The sequence below is a fragment of the Bacillus sp. FSL W7-1354 genome (assembly GCF_038002405.1).
In the GTDB taxonomy this organism is placed as follows: Bacteria; Bacillota; Bacilli; order Bacillales; family Bacillaceae; genus Bacillus; species Bacillus paralicheniformis.
Genome location: NZ_JBBOCL010000001.1, coordinates 3,306,821 through 3,327,514 on the forward strand (window position 1 = coordinate 3,306,821; position 20,694 = coordinate 3,327,514).

At 40.9% G+C, this 20,694-nt stretch carries 18 protein-coding genes and 4 tRNA genes; 1 reads left to right on the top strand and 21 read right to left on the bottom strand.

Annotated features, from left to right (window positions below; all coding sequences use genetic code 11):
- Positions 1–60: 60 nt before the first annotated feature.
- The 20 genes from MKZ04_RS16715 to MKZ04_RS16810 all read right to left on the bottom strand — a co-directional run bounded on the left by MKZ04_RS16715 (position 61) and on the right by MKZ04_RS16810 (position 18,760).
- Positions 61–2,859, bottom strand: coding sequence for a TrlF family AAA-like ATPase (locus tag MKZ04_RS16715; protein WP_146873675.1), 2,799 nt, complete (start codon positions 2,857–2,859; stop codon positions 61–63).
- Between the two features lie 232 nt (positions 2,860–3,091).
- Entirely contained in the window at positions 3,092–4,606 is a 1,515-nt protein-coding gene (locus MKZ04_RS16720; RefSeq protein ID WP_328066914.1) for an ATP-dependent nuclease, read from the bottom strand.
- Positions 4,607–4,847: 241 nt separating this feature from the next.
- A complete protein-coding gene (gene rlmH, locus MKZ04_RS16725; RefSeq protein ID WP_003177946.1) occupies positions 4,848–5,327 on the bottom strand; it encodes a 23S rRNA (pseudouridine(1915)-N(3))-methyltransferase RlmH in 480 nt (159 codons plus the stop codon).
- 80 nt (positions 5,328–5,407) lie between these two features.
- Positions 5,408–5,566, bottom strand: coding sequence for a CxxH/CxxC protein (locus MKZ04_RS16730; RefSeq protein WP_326455370.1), 159 nt, complete (start codon positions 5,564–5,566; stop codon positions 5,408–5,410).
- A gap of 198 nt (positions 5,567–5,764) precedes the next feature.
- Positions 5,765–6,247: a hypothetical protein gene (locus MKZ04_RS16735; protein WP_341046427.1), complete on the bottom strand. Its 483-nt coding sequence runs from the start codon at positions 6,245–6,247 to the stop codon at positions 5,765–5,767.
- 427 nt (positions 6,248–6,674) lie between these two features.
- Positions 6,675–7,193 carry a GNAT family N-acetyltransferase gene (locus MKZ04_RS16740; protein ID WP_035338110.1) on the bottom strand — a complete coding sequence of 173 codons (519 nt, stop codon included), beginning with the start codon at positions 7,191–7,193 and terminating at the stop codon, positions 6,675–6,677.
- A 30-nt stretch (positions 7,194–7,223) separates the two neighbouring features.
- Positions 7,224–7,694 carry a hypothetical protein gene (locus tag MKZ04_RS16745; protein ID WP_020453614.1) on the bottom strand — a complete coding sequence of 157 codons (471 nt, stop codon included), beginning with the start codon at positions 7,692–7,694 and terminating at the stop codon, positions 7,224–7,226.
- Positions 7,695–7,945: 251 nt separating this feature from the next.
- A complete protein-coding gene (locus MKZ04_RS16750) occupies positions 7,946–8,797 on the bottom strand; it encodes an SAM hydrolase/SAM-dependent halogenase family protein (RefSeq protein WP_341046429.1) in 852 nt (283 codons plus the stop codon).
- A 288-nt stretch (positions 8,798–9,085) separates the two neighbouring features.
- Positions 9,086–10,297, bottom strand: coding sequence for a S1C family serine protease (locus MKZ04_RS16755; protein WP_341046431.1), 1,212 nt, complete (start codon positions 10,295–10,297; stop codon positions 9,086–9,088).
- Positions 10,298–10,379: 82 nt separating this feature from the next.
- A complete protein-coding gene (locus MKZ04_RS16760; RefSeq protein ID WP_341046433.1) occupies positions 10,380–11,174 on the bottom strand; it encodes an MBL fold metallo-hydrolase in 795 nt (264 codons plus the stop codon).
- 14 nt (positions 11,175–11,188) lie between these two features.
- Positions 11,189–12,037 (bottom strand): two-component system regulatory protein YycI, encoded by an 849-nt coding sequence (locus tag MKZ04_RS16765; RefSeq protein WP_020453617.1) that lies wholly within the window; start codon positions 12,035–12,037, stop codon positions 11,189–11,191.
- The gene (locus MKZ04_RS16770) at positions 12,024–13,388 is read right to left on the bottom strand and encodes a YycH family regulatory protein (protein WP_020453618.1); all 1,365 of its coding nucleotides are present in this window, start codon (positions 13,386–13,388) and stop codon (positions 12,024–12,026) included. Before MKZ04_RS16770 ends, MKZ04_RS16765 begins: the two co-directional genes overlap by 14 nt.
- Positions 13,378–15,222: a cell wall metabolism sensor histidine kinase WalK gene (gene walK, locus MKZ04_RS16775; protein ID WP_020453619.1), complete on the bottom strand. Its 1,845-nt coding sequence runs from the start codon at positions 15,220–15,222 to the stop codon at positions 13,378–13,380. The genes MKZ04_RS16770 and walK overlap by 11 nt, the downstream gene beginning before the upstream one ends.
- A 7-nt stretch (positions 15,223–15,229) precedes the next feature.
- Positions 15,230–15,937, bottom strand: a complete 708-nt coding sequence (gene walR, locus MKZ04_RS16780; protein WP_003177967.1) for a cell wall metabolism DNA-binding response regulator WalR — start codon at positions 15,935–15,937, stop codon at positions 15,230–15,232.
- 413 nt (positions 15,938–16,350) lie between these two features.
- Positions 16,351–16,423 (bottom strand) — tRNA-Phe (locus MKZ04_RS16785).
- Positions 16,424–16,444: 21 nt separating this feature from the next.
- Positions 16,445–16,521: transfer RNA gene (locus MKZ04_RS16790), tRNA-Asp, on the bottom strand.
- An 88-nt stretch (positions 16,522–16,609) separates the two neighbouring features.
- Positions 16,610–16,681: transfer RNA gene (locus MKZ04_RS16795), tRNA-Glu, on the bottom strand.
- A 7-nt stretch (positions 16,682–16,688) separates the two neighbouring features.
- A tRNA-Lys gene (locus MKZ04_RS16800) sits at positions 16,689–16,764 on the bottom strand.
- A 226-nt stretch (positions 16,765–16,990) separates the two neighbouring features.
- Positions 16,991–17,404: an NUDIX hydrolase gene (locus MKZ04_RS16805; protein ID WP_025810498.1), complete on the bottom strand. Its 414-nt coding sequence runs from the start codon at positions 17,402–17,404 to the stop codon at positions 16,991–16,993.
- Positions 17,405–17,467: 63 nt separating this feature from the next.
- Complete coding sequence (locus tag MKZ04_RS16810) at positions 17,468–18,760, bottom strand: adenylosuccinate synthase (RefSeq protein ID WP_020453621.1); 1,293 nt, start codon at positions 18,758–18,760, stop codon at positions 17,468–17,470.
- A gap of 265 nt (positions 18,761–19,025) precedes the next feature.
- On the opposite strand from MKZ04_RS16810, the gene MKZ04_RS16815 reads away from it, so the two are divergent.
- Positions 19,026–19,292, top strand: a complete 267-nt coding sequence (locus tag MKZ04_RS16815; protein WP_020453622.1) for a holin — start codon at positions 19,026–19,028, stop codon at positions 19,290–19,292.
- Between the two features lie 17 nt (positions 19,293–19,309).
- On the opposite strand, the gene dnaB is transcribed toward MKZ04_RS16815, so the two are convergent.
- Positions 19,310–20,674 (bottom strand): replicative DNA helicase, encoded by a 1,365-nt coding sequence (dnaB, locus tag MKZ04_RS16820; RefSeq protein ID WP_020453623.1) that lies wholly within the window; start codon positions 20,672–20,674, stop codon positions 19,310–19,312.
- Positions 20,675–20,694 lie beyond the last annotated feature (20 nt).

The window sequence follows — 20,694 nt, forward strand, 5'->3', positions numbered from 1 at the left end:
CGTAAGTTAAATATAAAAGGTAGAGATTTGATGCCTCTCTACCTTTTCTTTTATATTTTCTCAACTGTTAAAACCGTATTTTTTCTCTCTTTGAGAGAAAGCATCTTCTCCGCCCTCAAGAATTTCACAAACATGAGATTTAATACCCTTATCACTTATTTTCACACTACCTTGTGTATAATAGTCACACTCAAGTGCACCATTGATGTATTCAAACCTATGTTGTTCGTTTTCAAATAATCGTGGGTCTTGGTTAGCGACAATAACATTTTCACTGTCAGTTAAGACTACAAGATTTGCATTATGAGTAACAATTATTATTTGGCGATTCAAACTTTTATTACGAATGAAATTTACTAAATCAGTAGTTATAGTTCTATTATCTAAATTATCCTCTGGTTGATCGATAAGAATTGGATGAGTTTCATTACTTATATTTAAGAATAATTCTAATAAAACTAATCCTCTTTTTCCAGGTGACATTACAGATAATGCATCACTATCTTTTATTAAATCAAATATAACTTCTGTATAGTTTTCAAATAATGCTTGAATAACTTGTTTCTTAGAAAATCCTTTTTTAATTTTACTTTCGTCATTCTCTAATATGGACTTAAATAAGAACTTAATCTTATTAACAAAATTATTTTCATCAAAAATAAATTCAACATCATCCGTGAAAACATTATATTCATCACATCCAGGGAATATATTAGTTATTTTTCCTCTTCTTACAAACTTACTTAAAAAGTTATCCTCAAAGGATTTATCCTTGAAAAAGATTTTCGCATTAACCATTATATCATTTAAATAGTTTGAGTTATTAAAGTGTTTTACTATACTTCTATTTATCTCTAAGAATTCCTCCTCAAGTTCAATTATATTATCAATAATTAACTCTATTTTTCTTTCTATATTTAGTAGTTCTTCGTTTTTATTCTCAAGTTGTGTTAAAGATAGTTTTTGTTTATCCAGTTTACCTTTTAATTGTTGTATTTCTTCTCTATTTTTGGCCTTTTGAATTAATGGGTTTAATAATTCTTGTAATTGAGCTAATTTTCCCTCGACTTCTTCTTTAATACCCTCGAGTCTACTTACTCTTGTCTGAATATTTAACTGTGCTTCAACAAATGCTTCACTTATATCTTGACGTAACTTTTCCAAAATAACTACTTCATTTTCCTCTTTACTGTCAATTTTCTTTATACTCTCGTTAACCTCATCATAAATTACCTCTAGTTTTTTTGATGTATTTTGGATATTTGATCCTTTTGTTTTAACCGACTCTAAATCTGATTTAAATTTACTTTTTAGTTCTTCTTTTCCTTCTATTGCACGTTCTTCTTCCTCACTCAATTCCGATAAAGTTAACTTTTCTTTTATCTCAATCTCTAGCTTATTTATCTCAATTTGAATTGAATGTTCATTTCCTATATTCTCAATTTCCGATAACAAAATATTTTTTTTATCTAGGTACTCAAATAAGTTAGTAATTTGTTCTGTTTTTTTTCGTTTATTCTGATTTAATTCTTCTGTTTTTTCATCAAAAAATTTTTTGTTTTCTGGTATTTGCAACAAAATAGATTTAATTTTATCCTGTAAAACATCATTAGCTGTATCTTCTGATAAAGCATTAATATACATTTGTGGTATGTATGTAACTTTTCCTATCTGCTCTTCTGAGTTATTACTAGTAGTGGATCCATTTCTCCACTTCACTTCAAATTGAACATCTTCAATAAAAGTGTTTGTATATGGAGGGATCCACAATTCTTCTTTTTCCCTAATTTTAATTTCATTTTTGGAGATTGATTGGGCAATTTTATATAATAGTAGGGATTTCCCCGATGATTTCCCTCCAATAATTGTGTTTAATCCTGGGTTTAGTTGTATTTCTCTATTACTAAACGAATTATTGTCGGTTTGAAATTTAATAGATGAAATTACATCATAATCATTCTTTTGATCGGGATTATGGGGTTGTATAACAACTCTATTTTTAGGTTCAAATATTATTTGTTTTAATCCTTCAAAAGTTGGCTCTGCTTTGATCCAAGTATATCTGTCATTATCAGGTTTCCCTATTTTCTTAAATGAATGTGCATCTGAGCCATGAATACAAGGCATTACTTTTCCACATTGTTCAATTGTTTTTTCTTTATCAATAATACCAAGGAAAAATTCCCGGTCTTTTGGATTGCTACTGAATATAAAATGGGAAAAATGATATATTTTCCTTCTAACTGCTAAAAACGAATTATCTCTAAGTCCTGAATTACCATCTACATTACTATTTGGAACTCCAATTAAATATTTATTATGGAATTTGGTTTTATATTTTTCTAGTACCTTGTTTATCATTTCTATTGAGACTTTGAATTGTGTCATTCCTAATTTAAGAGCTTTTTCCTCAGAGTACGATTCTTTTAAAAAATTTTCTCCTAATTGTATTAAATCTCTCTCTATACATTTATATGGTACATCTTTATATGTAAATTCTAGTTCCCTAAGAAAACTATTTTCTATATCCTCCGGGCTTATTGCTGGATCGAACAGAATATGAATGTTAATTGGTTTTCCCCTATATGTTGTTTTATCTAATCTTAATTCAATATTTGGTATAATCAAATCAATATTTGGAACTCTACCTTCATCTCTATATTTTGTTATTTTTTTAAAACCTTCTATAGAAAAGTAGTCAGTTATTCCAATTACACTAACATCAGAGAGACTTTCAAGAGTCTCAAGAAACAAATCCCATTGCCCTGAATATTCATTATGTAAAACAGATTCGGGTGAATGTATGTGTAAATCCCATTTTCTCCACATCGATCCTTTTGTATTTAACAAACTTCTCATGTTACACCCCTATTAATTATTTTTATATTACTTACTTTATTTCACCAGTAAATCTATTTAAAGGAATAACCTAAGTACATATTTTAGTAAAACTAAATAGGCTTAAACTTGTCTGTATTGCATTGAAGTAATATCAGCTTGCTTCTTTTTTGAGTTTTACTTATAATCAGTTTACCGCAATAAATCGGAATAAGTTTTTCGAAATCTAATTATAGATACTAAAATAACCTTTTTAGGTCGATTGTGGTACTTGATCATTTTGGACGTCTTCTACTAATTCATCTCTACGAGCTTTAAGCCATTTTTTTAAAGGCGCTATATAGTGCTCCCACTTTTCATGTTGACTTGCAACATCAATAATTTTACTTAATCCTACTTCTTTACTCTGATAATTCATTCTTTCAATTATATCGTCCACATATTTATGTGTATTATCTACTTTTTGAATGTCTTTTGCGGTTTCAACTATTTGATTGAGGGTTGAAAGTTCCTTCAAAAGACTATGAATAAAATGTTCAGGCGCAACACTATCCGGTAAGTTAAACTGCGTTATATGCTTTAAAAGCTTGTCTCTCATTTCATAATTTTCTTGTGTTGTACCAGTTAGTGCTTTTTTTATTCTTTTCATTTTATCCTCTTCACTGACAAACATGTCTCCATCAAGAATAAATAGACATTCTGTAGTCAATTTATTAGATAGCAACATTCCTGCTGCTGTCGTAAAGCAATTTTCTGCAGCACCAAAACGTGCAACATTCACATATTTAGACATATTTAATGATTCAATTATGTGATTAACAATTGTAAAAGCTAAATCATCTTCCACAAATAATTCAATAGGGCGAGTACTCTCTCCTGTTATGCGGTAAATAGTATCTGGTTTTGTATTCGTTAAACAAATTGTTTTTTCAGAAGTACTATATAAGTGGCGTATATTAATGAATTTGCTATAGCTTAAAATATCTATTGAATGCGTTGTAAATACAATTTGTAGTTTCTTCTCTTCTGCTCTTTCATGGAGAGTCTCAATTAATTTTTTAAATGCAAATGCATGTAGAAGCAAGTCAATTTCATCAATTAAAATTAGTGAATTATTGGGAGCATTATAAACTTCGGCTAATATTTTAAAGATCCTTTGTTCACCAGCAGACATACTCAAAGAAGAATATTTAGCTTGATTATACTCAACACCTATATACTTCCCTTTTGGATCACTGTGCAAATTATAAGAGCTATAATCACGATTCATTATATAACCAGCTTTTTCTTTAATAATTCTAGAGGTAGTGTCATTCAAAGTAGTAGTGCTATATCTTATGAAACTTTGCCTTTTCTCTTCTTCAATTTTAGGAACGCCTGAGCTTATACCAATAAAAAAAACATCTCGAGGAATTCTTCGGTCGTATTTGGGTGACCATCTATCAGTGTTTTTAGCATAAATGGTTTCTTCATTTTCGTAAAATCGGCTACCAAATCTATAGTCATGGTAAAGGGTAAAACGACTACCTTGCCAAAGAGAATCTATAGTAGGGGTAAAGAATTGGCTGAATTTATAATTTACAGTTTTGTTTTCGTCTGCAGGTTTATAACAACAGGCTAAGGCATGTAAAATCGTAGATTTTCCTGAACCATTTATACCTATTAAAGCAGTTAGTCTACTTTCTGAGAAATCAATTTCTACTTCTTTCAGGTTCTTTAATAGATTAATATTGATTTTCTTAATTTTTTGTTGCGAGTATTGTCCCATTTTTGTTCACCCTAATAATTTTTTATCACTCAAGCGTAATTAACACAAACAAGAAAAACTCTTTTAATACTTAGAAATTATCTTCTTGACACGAATTCGACATTTTTGTTCAACATGATGTTTCTTTTACAAGCTTTTTTGTTACGATATTTAAAAGTTTACTTTAAAAAGTTACCAAATAAAGACTATTCTTTTAATGGTCAAATAATTATCGGAATGATGCTATGTCTATATTAAGCACTCACTTATGATAAGGCTCCCCCCGATTAATCCGAAACGCCCGATAAACCTGTTCCAGCAAAATCAGCCTCATCAGCTGATGCGGGAACGTCATCCTTGAAAACGACAGCTTTTCATCTGCGCGCTTCAGGACGGCGTCGCTCAAGCCGAGTGAGCCGCCGATGACGAAGGTTACCTTGCTCTTTCCATATGTGGCGAGTCTATCCATATTATCGGCTAATTCTTCCGAACTTTTCATTTTTCCTTCGATTGCCAAAGCGATGACGTGGGCGTCGGGGCTGATTTTTGAGAGAATTCGTTCGCCTTCTTTGTCTTTGACGATTTTCATGTCCTGGTCGCTTAGGTTTTCCGGTGCTTTTTCGTCCGGCAGTTCGATGATGTCGACTTTTGCGTATGCCGAAAGCCGTTTGATGTATTCGTCGATTCCTTGTTTTAAATATTTTTCTTTTAGTTTTCCGATTGCTACGATTGATATATTCACAGGTCATCCCCACTTTAAGAACAAGTTATTCAGAAGCATTATCCACAATTGTGGATAAAGGTTGTGTATTTAGTGTCCGATCATTCGTTCCCCACTATATATACTGCAGGTTTATCGCACAATTCACAGGTTGTGGATAAACTGTGTGTATGTTCGATTTTTCTGATTTCAGGGGCCAATTCTACTTCATCCACATACATGTCAATGACGGTTTCAATATGCTCTTCGCAAGACTTCATAAAAGTCCCTCCAATATCTGTATCATTGGGCTCTTTTATAAAAAAGCTCCTTATTCAATATACCCTATTTATGCACATGTTAGTAGGTTTTAGCATGACTTCGCGCGGTTATCCACAAGCTTTTTATATTCCTCTGGATAACTCTGTTTTCCCTAAATAAAAAACACCAGCTACCCTCGCTGATGCTCTAATCTTTTTCTATACTGCTTCTCTTTTTTCCTGAACAACTAAAGAATGCTGATTCGTGATATGCTGCAAATATGAAACGTTAAGAATGAAAGTCCAAAACCCGTTAACCGGCTTTTTAGAGAACCTCATAAACGATTTTCTAACCTTAAATGCACTAACTAGATTTATCGTCCAAAAAAGGAGAAATGAGAGCTGCGGGAGGAAGCTGTGTCCGGGGCGCAGCGGGAGAAGCAAAATGCTGTTGCTGTATGGCAGCAAATCTTCTCTTTGAAATGTGATTGAGTAAAAAGTCCAAAAAGGCTCCAAAATTGAAAAGACGCTTAACAGCAGCGTCACTTTAATGGCGACATACGGGAGCTTAATTTGGCATCGTTCTAAATTCTTTCTTCTTGAAAGAAACCAGTACGGGATGTATATGCCAGACGTTATGATTGTTAATAACACCGCAAATATGGCTTTTATTTTCGGAAATTCTTCTAATTCCTTACTCATGCTGAAACACTTCTTTCCTTAAAACTTTTCTTCCAGGTCTTTTTATCCTTGTCATCTATACTTTTCCACTTTCCTTATCAAAATGTACTATATTGAATGCAATAAATCAAAATCCATTGAAGTGTCAAATTGGGATTTTCTTAGGTATATGGATTCTTTTTTTTGACCGAAATAAAAAAACTATACCATTTTACCCAATCCTTATTTCGTATTCATCTGCAGAAATTCGACAATCAATAGGACATTATTCGTCATATTTTTACCTTTGTAATATGCAATCTGTCATTGCGTAATATAAAGGAGTTCATTCGAATCATTTTGTCTTTTTTTCGTTATGTTTCATGTCTCTCAACTAGGAATAATGACACGCTTTGTTTCATGTGGAACATTGGACATGAAAAAAGACCAAAGCTTCACAGCTTTGATCTTACAGCCTCTTGCTCATATGCAAATCCGTCGTCTCAAAATTCATTTTTTCATAAAGCCGCTTCGCCTTTTTATTATGGGCGAATACATGCAGGGACAGCTTTTGGACTCCTAATTGCTTTGCCTCTTCTTCTAAGACGGCTAAAGCCTGCTGGCCGATTCCCTGCCCGCGATACGCTTCATAAAGCCCGAAATCGTAAATAAATGCTTCCTTCTGAGGATGGTGCGGGTCAGCGTAGAGCCAAAGCCAGCCTGCGGCATCCTCGCTGTCGTCCATGATTGACCATAGATGATGGTTGTTCGTTTCAATGCCGTTTGGCAAAAGAGCTGCAAATTGCTCTTCTGCTTTCTCCATCGCTTCCGCCACTGTCCATGTGCCCGCTTTTACTTTCTCCATGGCGTAATGCTGGATGGAATAGGCATGGTATGTCTTAAAGTCTTCTTCCGTCATTGGCATTAAACGGATTGCCGGTTTTTTTCTCGGTTTGTTTAAGTCAATTTTAATTTTTGATTTCAACATCAAATTGTGCTTCACTTCCTTGTTTATTGATCATGATGCTTTGCTCAGCCATTCGCTTTTCGGCTCGGAAAGTTTATTGATTCTGTGCTGAATGTAAATGACATTCAAAAGAAACGCAAAAATGGATCCATTCGCAGGTTCTTTGCCTGAGAGCTTGTTTAATGAAGCGGTCACCACCAGTGCGCAGTAAATCAAAACACCTGCGGACAGAATCAAAATCACGCGGTCGAGCAGCATATAAAGGCTGTAATGCATGTCAGGAAAAGCGATTTTTGCTGATATTCTAATTGGAATCGAAAATAAATGATAAAATATGATAGCTTTTAACGTGGTGTAGGGAATATCATGATAAGGCAGCAAATCGAAGCTTTTTTTCCTGGATAGAAACCAGTATGGTATGTAAACCCCCAGTGTGATCAGACATAGCACAAAAACGGACACGATACTTCTGCTCTTTACATTAGACAGCGTTTTCAACGCAGTCTGCACATTGTCGTTCATATCATTCCTCCGGACACTCGTTTTCCAAACAAATGAATTGAATGAATTTTTTCATAGCAGCGGCACACCCCCTCAATATATTCTTTTCTCTGCTTTTAGACAATATGACTTAGGTACCAATATGACAAATGTACTATTTTTAAAAAGGATTGCCTCCTTCTCGATTAGCTGAAAAATGTGTGACAACCGTTTTTATGTCATAAGAATGAAACAAAAAACAAAGAGCCTGATTGGAATTCAGGCTCTTTTGTTTACCGCTGTATACTTTTTTGAAGAGAAATCTGCCAGTGGATGCCGGTGCCAATATGGTGTGTTTTGGCAAAGGATCCTTGATTGAGGGCAATACCCAGGCGGTCTAATGAATTGATATAAACAACCGGCTTACCGACCGGCATATCAGCAAACGACCGTCCAAAAGCCATCGTTTGCTGATAGACTTTGGTGTCCTCGTGTTTGATGACCACTTCCACAGGATCTTCGTATTGAACGTCAAGTGACTTGAACAGTTTACGGCTGATATTTGTCCAAAGGTTTCCAAACCGGATATCTAAAATGTCGATCGTTCCGGTTATCCAATCATTTTCGATATAAGCTTCCATGACCGGAAGTTTGACGATGGAATCTGTTGAAACTTCCGGACCAATCCGGTCGAAGCTGAGAATCCCGGCTGCCAGTCTTGCCCCGGTGTAAGCGTAAATGTCGCGTCCATGGAAAGTATGTGATTCGCCTGATCTCGGAAGCCTGTTTTGCGCTTCATCAAGATAGCGCACTTCGACAATCCCATTCTGCCGGCTGATATGGGTGAGTGTTCCGTTGTCCGGTGTGATGATATATTGATCGGAAGAGGTTCTGACTGCGACGCTGCGGCGTTCCGAGCCGACACCTGGATCGACGACAGAGACGAAGACAGTGCCTTCAGGCCAATAAGAAACGGACTGCAGCAGCCGATAGGAAGCCTCCCAAATGTGAAAAACGGGAATGTTGTGCGTCAAATCAAAAATCCGGAGTGAACTGTCAACTGAATAAGCCACGCCGTACATCGCATTTACCGCCCCGTCATCAAGGCCAAAATCAGATTGTAATACAAGTGCATGCTGACTCATCCTATCTCCCTTTCCGCCCTGATTTTCGCAGTGAATCTGCCTTTGCCAAAATGTTTAAATCATCATATCGTACGCGAAATTGAAACGCAATATGATGTTTTGTCCATTTTTTAGAAACTCTCATTTTTATTGAAGCAAAAACTTCGATTTCACACCCTAAAAACCCGATTATTCATCCGGAAAGTCTTATTTTCCTCTCTAACTATCCCATTTTTGATTTTTGACGATCATTCCTCAGACTTGGCATAATAAAAAAACAGCCCGGCCGTACCGGCCAGACTGTCTTTATCAGCTTCCCAATTTGGATCGGGACAGCTTTACTTCTGTTGTTCTTTCTTTTCCGCCCCGCAGGTATTTGATTTTCACCTTATCGCCGACGTTTTTGGTGTAAAGCTTTTTACGCAGATCAACGATATCGTAAACGCGGTCACCGTTGAATTCGACGATGACATCAAGCTCTTTCAAACCGGCTCTGCCTGCAGGAGACACCGGCTGAACGCCCATTACAACAACCCCTGATGTTACGTCTTTCGGCAGTTTAAGCGTTTCCTGCCAGTGGTAGCTTGCAATATCGCCAAGTGATTTCATCTCAATTCCGAAATACGGCCTTCTTACTTCTCCGTACGTTTCCAAATCTTCGATAACCGGAATGGCAAGGTTGGCAGGGATGCTCAGACCGATGCCTTCGACGGCTGATTCAGCGATTTTCATCGAATTAATGCCGATGACTTTTCCATCAATATTAAACAGTCCGCCTCCGCTGTTGCCCGGGTTAATGGCAGCATCCGTCTGCAATACTTCGGCATTCCAGTCCGGCTGTCCGTCTCCGTTTGAATCGACCGGAACAGCGCGTTCGGTTCCTGAGATGATTCCTTGTGTAACAGACCCTGAAAACTGCAGGCCGAGCGGGTTTCCAATCGCGATGACAGGCTCGCCTGTCTTCACTTTATCAGAATCTCCGAATTCAGCAGCCGCTTTTATTTTATTGCTGCTGACTTGCAGGACGGCCAGATCCATCAGTTTATCACTGCCGATCAGTTTTGCCGGAATCCGCGTTCCGTCATTCAGACTGACTTCGATTTGGGATGCCCCTTCAATGACATGGTGGTTGGTCACAATGTGGGATGTTTTGCCTTCCTTTTTATAAATAACGCCCGAGCCTGTTCCCGCTTCGCTGTCTCCATCCCATACACCGGTTTTTTGGATGTTGATAACGCCGACAACAGAATCAGAAACCTTAGAGACCACTTGTGTGACTTCATTGTTCACGTTGACGGATACATTGCGGACCGCACCGCCCTGCTGAGCTTCTTGACCTCCGCGCGCTTCAATGACTTGCAGATTGTAAGGCAGCCATCCCTGCTGCGAGAGATACGGCAGGGCAAACACTGTTAAAAGAGCGCCGATAACGGCGCCGACCAGGCTTGAAAACAAAAAGCTTCTCCAATTTCTCACCGGCTTTTCCCGAACGAATTTTTCCTCATCATGATTAAACTCCACTATATTCAAATCCTTTCAAGGAACGATATATGTATATAGTGTGGATCATCTGCCCGCAGATTAATCATTCAATCAGTAAAATTTACACCGCTACAAGAGGTGTCGGTTTCTTAGGATCGGTATCATATAAGTCAAACGTTTCTCCCGCCGCAAATCCTTTGGCAGCCAACGTTTGCTGGACAGACATTCTCGCCAGCTCTTTCATGTTGTTGTCCTGGCTTAAATGAGCCAAATAAATTCTCGATGTCTCATCACCGATTACATCAGTCATTGCGAGTGCTGCGTCCTCATTGGATACATGTCCGACGTCGCTTAAGATCCGGCGCTTGATGTTCCACGGATAGCGGCCCATTTGCAGCATGCCGACATCATGATTGCTTTCAAAAACAAAAGCGTTTGCCGAGCGGATAATGCCTTTCATTCTGTCGCTGACATAGCCCGTATCCGTAATCAAAGCGAGCTTTCGGCCATTGTAATGAAAAACATAAAACATCGGCTCTGCGGCGTCGTGGGATACGCCAAACGATTCGACATCGAGGGAGCCGAACGATTTGACGGTTTCCATTGAAAACACGAATTTTTGGCCGTTATCCATTTTGCCGATATGCCCTTCCATCGCCTTCCACGTTTTTTCATTGGCGTAAACGGGCAGCTCATATTTTCTTGCCAGCACACCAAGTCCTTTTATATGATCACTGTGCTCATGCGTAACAAAAATGCCGTCAAGCTGATCAAGCTTTCGGTCAATTTGCGCCATCAGCCCTTCCATCGCCTTCCCGCTAAGTCCTGCGTCAACTAAAAAAGCGTGGTCATCGGTTTCCAAATATAAAGCATTACCGGTACTCCCGCTCGCAAGTACGCTAAATTGCAGGCTCATGGTTTCTCACTCCATTATGATTTTTCCTTTTTCTCTTGTGATTGAAGAAGCGCTCCATCCCGTGCATCCACGATAAATTCTTCGTGAATGGTTTTATCGTCCGTTTTGCGCTCCACTTCGATCCGCCAAACGGGCACGAAAATTTGCGCGCTTGCCAGCGGATACTGCGTGAAATAGCCAAGCTCGGCTGATTTAATTTTGCTGTACTTCTTCAAATAATCCGGATAGTACAAAGCTTCAACCGCTCCGACTGCGGAGATCAGACTTTCCGTTTTGACTTCTTTTATATCCTGCAGCATCGACTGCTTATATGAAACAACTTCGTTTTTATTATTCAGGTACAGAACGACTTCGCCCATCTCTGTGTTATCATCGTTTTGCCGATCCTGAAAAATGTAATTTCCATTATAGGTTTGGAAGAAAACGATCTGTTTTCCGGATTTATCGACTTTCCAAAGCTTGTACTTGTTGCCGTCGATAATCTCTTCGTTCACGATTTCCCTTGCTTTTGTCTCCATATCCGCTTTCGGAAGTGCAATGGGTGTTTCAAATTCCATTTCTATTTCCGTCAAAGCGTTCTCTTTTGCGGTATTCATTAACGCCTTCGGCTTTTGCCCTTTTAACGATTTAATCTCGCTTTGCTTAAAGACTCGCTTTTGTGCAGAGATTGAGGAACCTTTTGACGTCTCTTTAGACAAGTTGCCATATGAAATATGGTCTGCTTTCATATCTTCCTGCAGCGTTGATTTTTCTAAAATCGGAAACTGATTGTTGCTGCGCTTATCAAAGTATTGAAAGGCCAAAAAGATATCAAGGATGAGGAAGACGATAATGAAGATTGTTTTTGTTCTATTCCACTCCACTCTCAATGCCCTCCTTCACCGCTGAATCTTTCTTTGATACCGGCTTTATCGTACCGTTTATTTTAATGCACCAAGTCGGTACAAGTTTTACAAGAGGGTCTTGTTCCTCTGATACTGAGACCATTTCATAGGCAGGAAAGATTTGCTCAATCTTATCAAAGTCATACTCTTCATTGTCTTGCAGGAACTGAATCAATTCTTCTCCGCTCATGATTTCTTTATCCTTTTTGCTGACCGGATTAGCGTTTGCGCCCAAGACATATGTTGGGTGTTTATAATCCAATATGTCGTTGTTTGCCCAGCGAAGTTCAATCGCTGTCGTTCCGAAAGGCTGGTTTTGGCTGTTAACGACCGGCAGCTGATCCATAAACAGATTAAAGTTGATCTGCTGATTTTCATTCAAGCCGAAAAATTGATAATCATCCGTCCAGCTTCCCGTGTCGTTTAAATATTTAAAGCTTTTATTGATCAGCTCTCCATTTTGATAAGCAGAACTCGGTTCCAGGTTGCGGTGCTGGAACTTAATCTGCCTGTTGTTCGAGTAGACCTCCAAAAGGCTTGTTCCATCCGTATATACCGGTCGGTTTAAGTTGGTTTCCTGCCGGACGGTTTGCGGATCATCAAATAAAGCTTTTTTAAAACGCGTCGGGCTGATCGTTTCTGTAAAATACTCTTTTTCAGACAGCTTCAGCCTATTAACCGGAAGCAAGACATCTCTGCGAGAATTGATTGCAAAGTCCTCGTAAAGAGGCATCTGCGATTTTTCTTTTTCAATGTCTGCAAGGATGTTGCGGTAATTTGCCGATTCAATCACCGCTTCAACAACCGTCTCTTTGCTGAAGGATACAAAGTAGATTTTTTTCATGCCCCGTCCTTCATTGAAAGGAAGAACGATTCTGTCAAAAGAGTTGTATTCATAAGAGTTGGCGGACCATTTGAAAAGCGGCTGCAGCACATCGATTGGAATATTGTCGCTAAAAACGAGATCCAATTTGGAGTCTTTATTTTTAGCGTACAGCCAGTTTTTGAACTGCTGCCTGTCAAATTTGTCCGAGATATCCTTTAACGATTTGACTTCCCATCGGCTCATGTCGTCCCAGAGCTGAGAATAGAGCGTCGTATCATTCAGCAAATAATGCTGTCCATTCTCATGAATGAACATTTGCTGCGGTTTGACGGCTTCATTTAGCAACTTTGTCTGATTTGTAATCGGCTGTTTATCGCTGACCTGAGCCTGTGAATCTTCCACTTTTTCGTAATTCCCCTGAAATCCCCAAATATTAAAAGTAAAAAGAAGACTGATCAAAACCAAAAGGGACAGTATTATCGTTTTAATTGTTTCACGCTTCATCCCAATCATCCTCTTGTTCTTCTTTATATGGCAGGGTAAATGTGATCGTTGTTCCTTTTCCTTCGATACTGTCGGCCCAAATGTCGCCGCCATGGGCTTGTACCATTTCTTTTGCGATCGCAAGACCAAGCCCCGTACCGCCGAGTCTTCTTGTTCTGGCTTTATCGACACGGTAGAAACGCTCGAAGATCTTCTCCATGTCTTTTCTCGGAATGCCGACACCTTCGTCTTTGACACTGATATAAAGAAGCTCTTCTTCTTCATTTACATCAACAGAGAACGTGATATGGCCTCCTTCAGGGGAATATTTCAATGCATTTGAAATGATATTATCCAGCACTTGCGTAATCTTGTCCGGATCGATTTCAACATACAATTCTCTATCCGGCAGATTGCTGATAAACTCAACATGCTGCTCTTTCGTCATTTCAAAGCGCTCAATAATCAATGAGAAGAAACGGATAAAATGAATCCATTCTTTATTGAATTGGTAGTCCTTGCTGTCAAACTTAGAAAGCTGCAGCAAGTCGTTGACAAGTCTGATCATGCGCTCTGTTTCATTCTGTGTCACATTCAAGAAGCGCGGCGCAATGTTTGGATCCTGCCACGCGCCTTCCGCAAGCGCTTCTAAATAGCTGCGCATTGTGGTGAGCGGCGTTCTGAGTTCGTGGGAGACATTTGCCACAAATTCTCTCCGTTCTTGATCGATCTGCTCTTGTTCTGTGACATCGTAAATAACCGCAATCAACCCATCAATCTTTCCGTGCTCTTTTTGGATGACCGAGAAATTGACGCGAAGCACAGACGTCCGTTCTTCCTGTTCAATTTCAAGAAGGAGCGAGTCCTGCTGTTCAACCAAATCTTCGAACGTGTATTCATCTTCAAGGCCGAGCAGTGAGGTGATCGGCATTTCGAGAGCCGTTTCACGTGAAACATTTAAAAGCTCCAGTGCCGGCGTATTAAGCAAAATAATCGCGCCATTTCGGTTTGTCGCGATAACCCCGTCTGTCATATAGGCAATAACAGAAGATAGTTTTTTTCGTTCGCCTTCTGTCATGGATTGAGCTTCTTTCAGCTCTCTTGTTAAATAATTAAACGTTGTGGCCAGCTGGCCGATTTCGTCGTTTCCGTACTTCCTGACTTTTCTTGAGAAATTTCCTTTCGCCAGTTCAATGGCCTGCTTTCTCATATCTGACAGCGGATGTGTAATCGTTCGCGCGACAAAAATCCCGAGGAATGCAGTGATTCCAAGCGCAATAAAAGTTCCAGACGCTAAAATGGTGTTGATCGTCCGGATTTGATTGTAGACATTATCCATCGATGCCACGACATAAATGGCCCCGATCGTCTCTTGATTCGATTTTTTAATCGGCGTGACTGAAATCCGCACTTTGCTGTCACGCTCCGGGTCGAAAAATTTGTTTTCGTACGGAATACCGACAAGCAGTGTCCTTTTAATAATGCCCTCTGTTGTCTTTTTCCCCGCCACCTCCCGGTTATAAGGATTGGAGGTCGCGATGACTTCATAGCTTTTATCAATCAGACTGACTTCGAGAATTTCGCCTTCCTTGCTGAAATCATTTAGAATCCGCTCTGCGTCTTCTTTCAAGGTAGTCGAGGAAGACGTGCTTCTATCCTTCGTCATTTCCTGTTCCAGATAATACGAGAGGTTGTTCACCCGCTGGTCAAGAGAGTCATTATATGATTTAAGAAGTGACTTCTCCATCTCATTGACAAAGTAGACGCCGATAATCTGCATGGCAACGATAATCAGCAGAACGTATATTAAGGTAAACTTAAAATGAATCGAGCGGAAAAAACTGACTTTATTCATTTCGGTATTAGTCCTGTTCCGGATTTCTCAAATAGTAGCCGACACCGCGCCTTGTGACGATCCAGCTTGGGTGACTCGGATTATCCTCGATTTTTTCGCGAAGGCGTCTGACCGTAACGTCAACTGTCCGGACATCTCCAAAGTAGTCGTATCCCCACACGGTTTGCAGCAGATGCTCACGCGTCATGACCTGCCCGATATGTTTAGCAAGGTAATGCAGCAGTTCGAATTCCCGATGCGTCAGTTCGATTGTCTCGTCTCGTTTTGAAACGACGTAGGCATCCGGAAAAATGACGAGCGATCCGATTTGAATTTCGTTTGAAGACGATTCTTCTTCGGCAGGAGCCGCTGTGTTCTGTCTTCTCAAGTTCGCTTTGACACGCGCGAGCAGTTCGCGGGTGCTGAACGGTTTTGTCACATAGTCGTCAGCTCCCAGTTCAAGACCGATGACTTTATCGATTTCCGAATCCTTTGCTGTCAGCATAATGATGGGCATATCATATTTTTTGCGGACTTCACGGCACACTTCCACACCGTCCTTGTTCGGAAGCATGATGTCGAGCAGAATCATATCAGGGTTGAGATCCTCAACCATCTGAAGCGCTTCATTGCCGTCGTATGCGCAATGGACTTCATAGCCCTCTTTTTTCAGATTAAACTCTAAAATATCAGCAATCGGCTTTTCATCATCTACAACTAGTATCTTTTTTTCCATTATTCGTTCCCCCTGGTTCAGAGTTTGGATACAATACAGCCAGCGGATGGCTGCCTAAGTTTTATATCAAGTACACTGCATGTCTTCATTAAAAAACACTTTCTAGAAAATAGATTTCTTATACATTATAACGTTTATGAAGCAAAAGTTAAAAAAATAGTTCAAAGGAAAACGTTTGGAAATTAAATCCACCTGCTATTTTTCCGCTTTTATCACAACAATTAAATTTTTGTGACTTTTTTTACTGAAAAATGAAACATCTTCCCCTTCAAGACCGTCTATATAGTAACGTCTTCTTCTTCGGCCGGGTTACCGGCCTCCCTTTTTTTCTCCTTTTTATTCCTTCAGCATTTTATTTCCTTGTTTTCAGCTAAAAGAAAACGCATCTGCTTAAAAACAGACGCGCTTTAGAGTGGCTCGGGACGGAATCGAACCGCCGACACACGGATTTTCAGTCCGTTGCTCTACCAACTGAGCTACCGAGCCAGGTATGTAACTTTTTTAAAATGGCGGTCCGGACGGGACTCGAACCCGCGACCTCCTGCGTGACAGGCAGGCATTCTAACCAACTGAACTACCGGACCTTGCATATTTACAGTACCTGCTTCGGAGAAGAATCGTGGTCTCCTCCGGAGCAAGCGGGGATTTAGCAATTACGCTAAAGTAAATCAATGACCCGTACGGGATTCGAACCCGTGTTACCGCCGTGAAAGGGCGGTGTCTTAACCGCTTGACCAACGGGCCAGGGAAATGGTGAGCCATGAAGGACTCGAACCTTCGACCCTCTGATTAAAAGTCAGATGCTCTACCAACTGAGCTAATGGCTCAAGATTAAATTACACCCTTAGATTTAATCTGAAATAACGACGTCCACATCTCAGGAAGCTTTTTCGAGATGTCTCTCGATGTGTACGCTGAAGCGAATTCTCCGAAGCTTATTCGGACGTGCTCTACCAACTGAGCTAATGGCTCGTTTCGTTGTTTTCGCAACAACGAGATTTATATTATCATAGAACGAACAGAAGTGGCAATATATTTTTTTATTTTTTTCTATTATTTTTTCCCTTCGTGATGATACTCCGCCCCTTCGCGGTTCAGCCAGTGCATGATTCCGTTCGGATGGAATACAGACAGCAGCCGGTCAGCTTCATGAAGCGGCATCCACTTGGCTTCAACAATGTTCTCGTCAAACGTGATGGCATCCGGACGATCGGTGATCCGGGCTCTAAAGACGATGAAATATACATGCTCGCCGCCGATAATCGCTTCATTTATAGCTAATATATCAAGAGGCTGAATTCCATAGCCTGTTTCTTCCTTCATTTCTCTCGCCGCGGCTTCTGTTAGCGATTCTCCAGCTTCCACCTTGCCGCCCGGCAGCGTCCACGATTGATTTTTCTTATTTTTCACCATCAGGATGTTTCCGTTCTCTTCCACGAATGAATATACAACATCGACACGTTCCACCCGTTTGCCCTCCTTGTCATTGAAAAACAAAGCCCCTGCGAACTGCAGAGGCTCTTCTGGAATTTAGTTCGGACGATAAACGCTTCTCACCACATTTGTTTGAGAGCGGTCAGGACCGACTGAGAAAATAGAAAGCGGAATGCCTGTCAGCTGAGAAACTCGCTCTAGATAATGGCGGGCATTTTCAGGCAGATCGCTCAAGCTTTTGGCTCCTGTGATATCTTCTGTCCAGCCCGGCATTTCTTCATAGACAGGCTCACATTCAGCGAGCGCTTTTAAGCTTGCCGGGAACTCTTCGAGGATCTCGCCGCGGTATTTGTAAGCGACACAGATTTTCAATGTTTCAATACCGGTCAATACGTCAATTGAATTTAATGAAAGGTCGGTAATTCCGCTGACGCGGCGGGCATGGCGGACAACCACGCTGTCAAACCAGCCGACGCGGCGCGGGCGCCCTGTAGTTGTTCCGTATTCGCGGCCGACCTCACGGATTTGGTCTCCGATCTCATTGTTCAGCTCTGTCGGGAACGGCCCGTCTCCGACACGCGTTGTGTAAGCTTTCGATACACCAACGACATGCTGGATTTTTGTCGGTCCCACACCTGAGCCGATCGTTACGCCGCCGGCGACAGGGTTTGAAGATGTAACAAACGGATATGTTCCTTGGTCGATATCAAGCATAACCCCTTGCGCCCCTTCGAATAAGACGCGGCGGCCGTCATCAAGCGCGTCGTTTAAGACGACGGACGTGTCGCAGACATATTGTTTGATCTGCTGGCCGTACTCATAGTATTCGTCTAAAATGTCTTCTATTTTAAATCCTTCCGCATCGTACATTTTTTCCAGCAGACGGTTTTTTTCTTCTAAATTGCGGGCGAGCTTTTCTTCAAAGACTTCTCTATCCAGCAGATCGGCGATGCGGATTCCGACGCGAGCGGCTTTGTCCATATAAGCCGGGCCGATTCCTTTTTTCGTCGTGCCGATTTTATTGGCCCCTTTCCGCTCTTCTTCGACCGCATCAAGCTTTAAATGATACGGCAGAATGACATGGGCCCTGTTGGAGATTCTCAAGTTGTCCGTGCTGACGTTCCGCTCATGAAGATAAGCCAGCTCCGTCACCAATGCTTTCGGATCAACAACCATTCCGTTGCCGATCACACACGTTTTATCCTTATAAAAAATACCGGATGGAATCAAATGCAGTTTGTACGTTACCCCGTTGAATTTAATTGTATGTCCTGCGTTATTTCCGCCTTGGTACCGTGCGATTACCTCTGCGTTTTCGGAAAGAAAATCGGTGATTTTGCCTTTTCCTTCGTCACCCCACTGCGTACCTACAACAACTACTGAAGACATATCCGTGCACCTCCGTTAACCTTTTCAAACGATATCAATATCAAACACATTCAGTTTATCAGTGTCATCCCGCAAAGTCAATCGTAAATCCGAACATTAATTTTAACACCAAACACATTTGTTCGTTATTATAAAGCAAATTTCATATATTTTCTTTTTAATAGACAGTCTGTAAGTCAAATCTTAAAAATAAGCGTTTTTCTTGGACAAAGACACATAAAAAACCGGCAACACAAATATTCAATAAGTAAGGAGGGAGATGCCGATGGAGACGGTATTAATTTTTGCATCTGTTTTATCGCCGATTATTTTGGCGCTGGTCGAATTGGTGAAGAAGACGTTCAAGGTGCCGAAAAACTTGATTCCGCTCGTTTCACTCTTGATAGGTTTGCTGATCGGGGCCGCAGCATATCCTTTTACAGACCTTGAACTCGTGCTCCGTTTATGGTCCGGAGGACTTGCCGGATTAACCGCAACGGGGTTATTTGAAATCGGTAAAAACCGCAATGCAAGAAAAAAGAAAAATCCCTGAGAGCATGTCTCAGGGATTTAAGCACCAGGCGCAACACCTGCGTCATCAAACCGACGTTCCAGGTTGACGAACTTATTGTATTCTTTTACAAAAGCGAGTGAGACGGTCCCGACCGGGCCGTTCCTTTGTTTTGCAATAATGATTTCAATGATGTTTTTATTCTCAGATTCTTTGTCATAGTAATCATCGCGGTACAGGAACGCAACGATATCGGCGTCCTGCTCGATACTTCCCGATTCCCGGATGTCCGACATCATCGGACGCTTGTCCTGGCGCTGCTCGACGCCGCGGGAAAGCTGTGAAAGGGCGATGACCGGAACTTCAAGCTCCCTCGCCAGCGCTTTCAGCGCACGGGATATTTCCGACACTTCCTGCTGACGGTTGTCACTTGATCTGCCGCTTCCTTGGATGAGCTGCAGGTAGTCGATCAAAATCATGCCGAGACCGTTCTCCTGCTTTAACCGTCTGCACTTGGAACGGATTTCGCTGACGCGGATCCCCGGTGTATCATCGATGAAAATACCGCTGTTTGATAAGCTTCCCATCGCCATTGTCAGCTTGCCCCAATCTTCTTCCGTCAGGTTTCCGGTCCGGAGATTCTGGGCGTTGATGTTGCCTTCCGCACAGAGCATCCGCATGACCAGCTGTTCCGCGCCCATCTCAAGGCTGAAGATCGCGACGCTTTCATCGGTTTTAGTCGCCACGTTTTGGGCGATGTTTAAGGCAAAAGCAGTTTTACCGACTGACGGACGGGCGGCTACGATGATCAAATCGTTTCTTTGAAAGCCCGCCGTCATTCGGTCAAGCTCGGTAAAACCTGTCGGGATCCCGGTGATGTCCCCTTTTCTGTTGTGGAGCTGTTCGATATTATCGTAAGTTTGAACGAGCACATCTTTAATATTTTGAAAGGCCCCGGAGTTTTTGCGCTGGGCGACTTCCATAATCGTTTTTTCTGCTTCGCTTAAGAGGTCTTCGACTTCATCCTCCCTTGTATATCCGTCTTGAGCAATCGTCGTTGCCGTACGGATCAAGCGGCGGAGAATCGATTTTTCTTCCACGATTTTCGCATAATACTCTATATTAGCCGCAGTCGGCACAGAATTTGCAATATCCGTCAAATAAGAAATACCGCCAACCTCTTCCAAAAGGTCCGTGTTCGCAAGCTCTGATGTCACCGTCACCAGGTCTACAGGCTCGCCGCGGTCTCCAAGAACAAGCATGGCGTTATATATTTTTTGGTGCGACATTCTGTAAAAATCATCTGGAATCAAGACTTCTGACGCCAAAGTTAAAGCTGATGGTTCTAAAAAAACAGCACCTAACACGGCCTGTTCGGCTTCGATATTTTGCGGCGGCAGCCTGTCATTCAGAAGATCTGTCATGTTAAGCACCGTCCTCCCAT

Coding starts and splice junctions, on each gene's coding strand:
- MKZ04_RS16715 (WP_146873675.1), bottom strand. CDS start 2,859: ATGAGAAGTTTGTTAAATACAAAAGGATCGATGTGGAGAAAATGGGAT.
- MKZ04_RS16720 (WP_328066914.1), bottom strand. CDS start 4,606: ATGGGACAATACTCGCAACAAAAAATTAAGAAAATCAATATTAATCTA.
- MKZ04_RS16730 (WP_326455370.1), bottom strand. CDS start 5,566: ATGAAGTCTTGCGAAGAGCATATTGAAACCGTCATTGACATGTATGTG.
- MKZ04_RS16735 (WP_341046427.1), bottom strand. CDS start 6,247: ATGAGTAAGGAATTAGAAGAATTTCCGAAAATAAAAGCCATATTTGCG.
- MKZ04_RS16740 (WP_035338110.1), bottom strand. CDS start 7,193: ATGTTGAAATCAAAAATTAAAATTGACTTAAACAAACCGAGAAAAAAA.
- MKZ04_RS16745 (WP_020453614.1), bottom strand. CDS start 7,694: ATGAACGACAATGTGCAGACTGCGTTGAAAACGCTGTCTAATGTAAAG.
- MKZ04_RS16750 (WP_341046429.1), bottom strand. CDS start 8,797: ATGAGTCAGCATGCACTTGTATTACAATCTGATTTTGGCCTTGATGAC.
- MKZ04_RS16760 (WP_341046433.1), bottom strand. CDS start 11,174: ATGAGCCTGCAATTTAGCGTACTTGCGAGCGGGAGTACCGGTAATGCT.
- MKZ04_RS16770 (WP_020453618.1), bottom strand. CDS start 13,388: ATGAAGCGTGAAACAATTAAAACGATAATACTGTCCCTTTTGGTTTTG.
- walK (WP_020453619.1), bottom strand. CDS start 15,222: ATGAATAAAGTCAGTTTTTTCCGCTCGATTCATTTTAAGTTTACCTTA.
- walR (WP_003177967.1), bottom strand. CDS start 15,937: ATGGAAAAAAAGATACTAGTTGTAGATGATGAAAAGCCGATTGCTGAT.
- MKZ04_RS16810 (WP_020453621.1), bottom strand. CDS start 18,760: ATGTCTTCAGTAGTTGTTGTAGGTACGCAGTGGGGTGACGAAGGAAAA.
- MKZ04_RS16815 (WP_020453622.1), top strand. CDS start 19,026: ATGGAGACGGTATTAATTTTTGCATCTGTTTTATCGCCGATTATTTTG.
- dnaB (WP_020453623.1), bottom strand. CDS start 20,674: ATGACAGATCTTCTGAATGACAGGCTGCCGCCGCAAAATATCGAAGCC.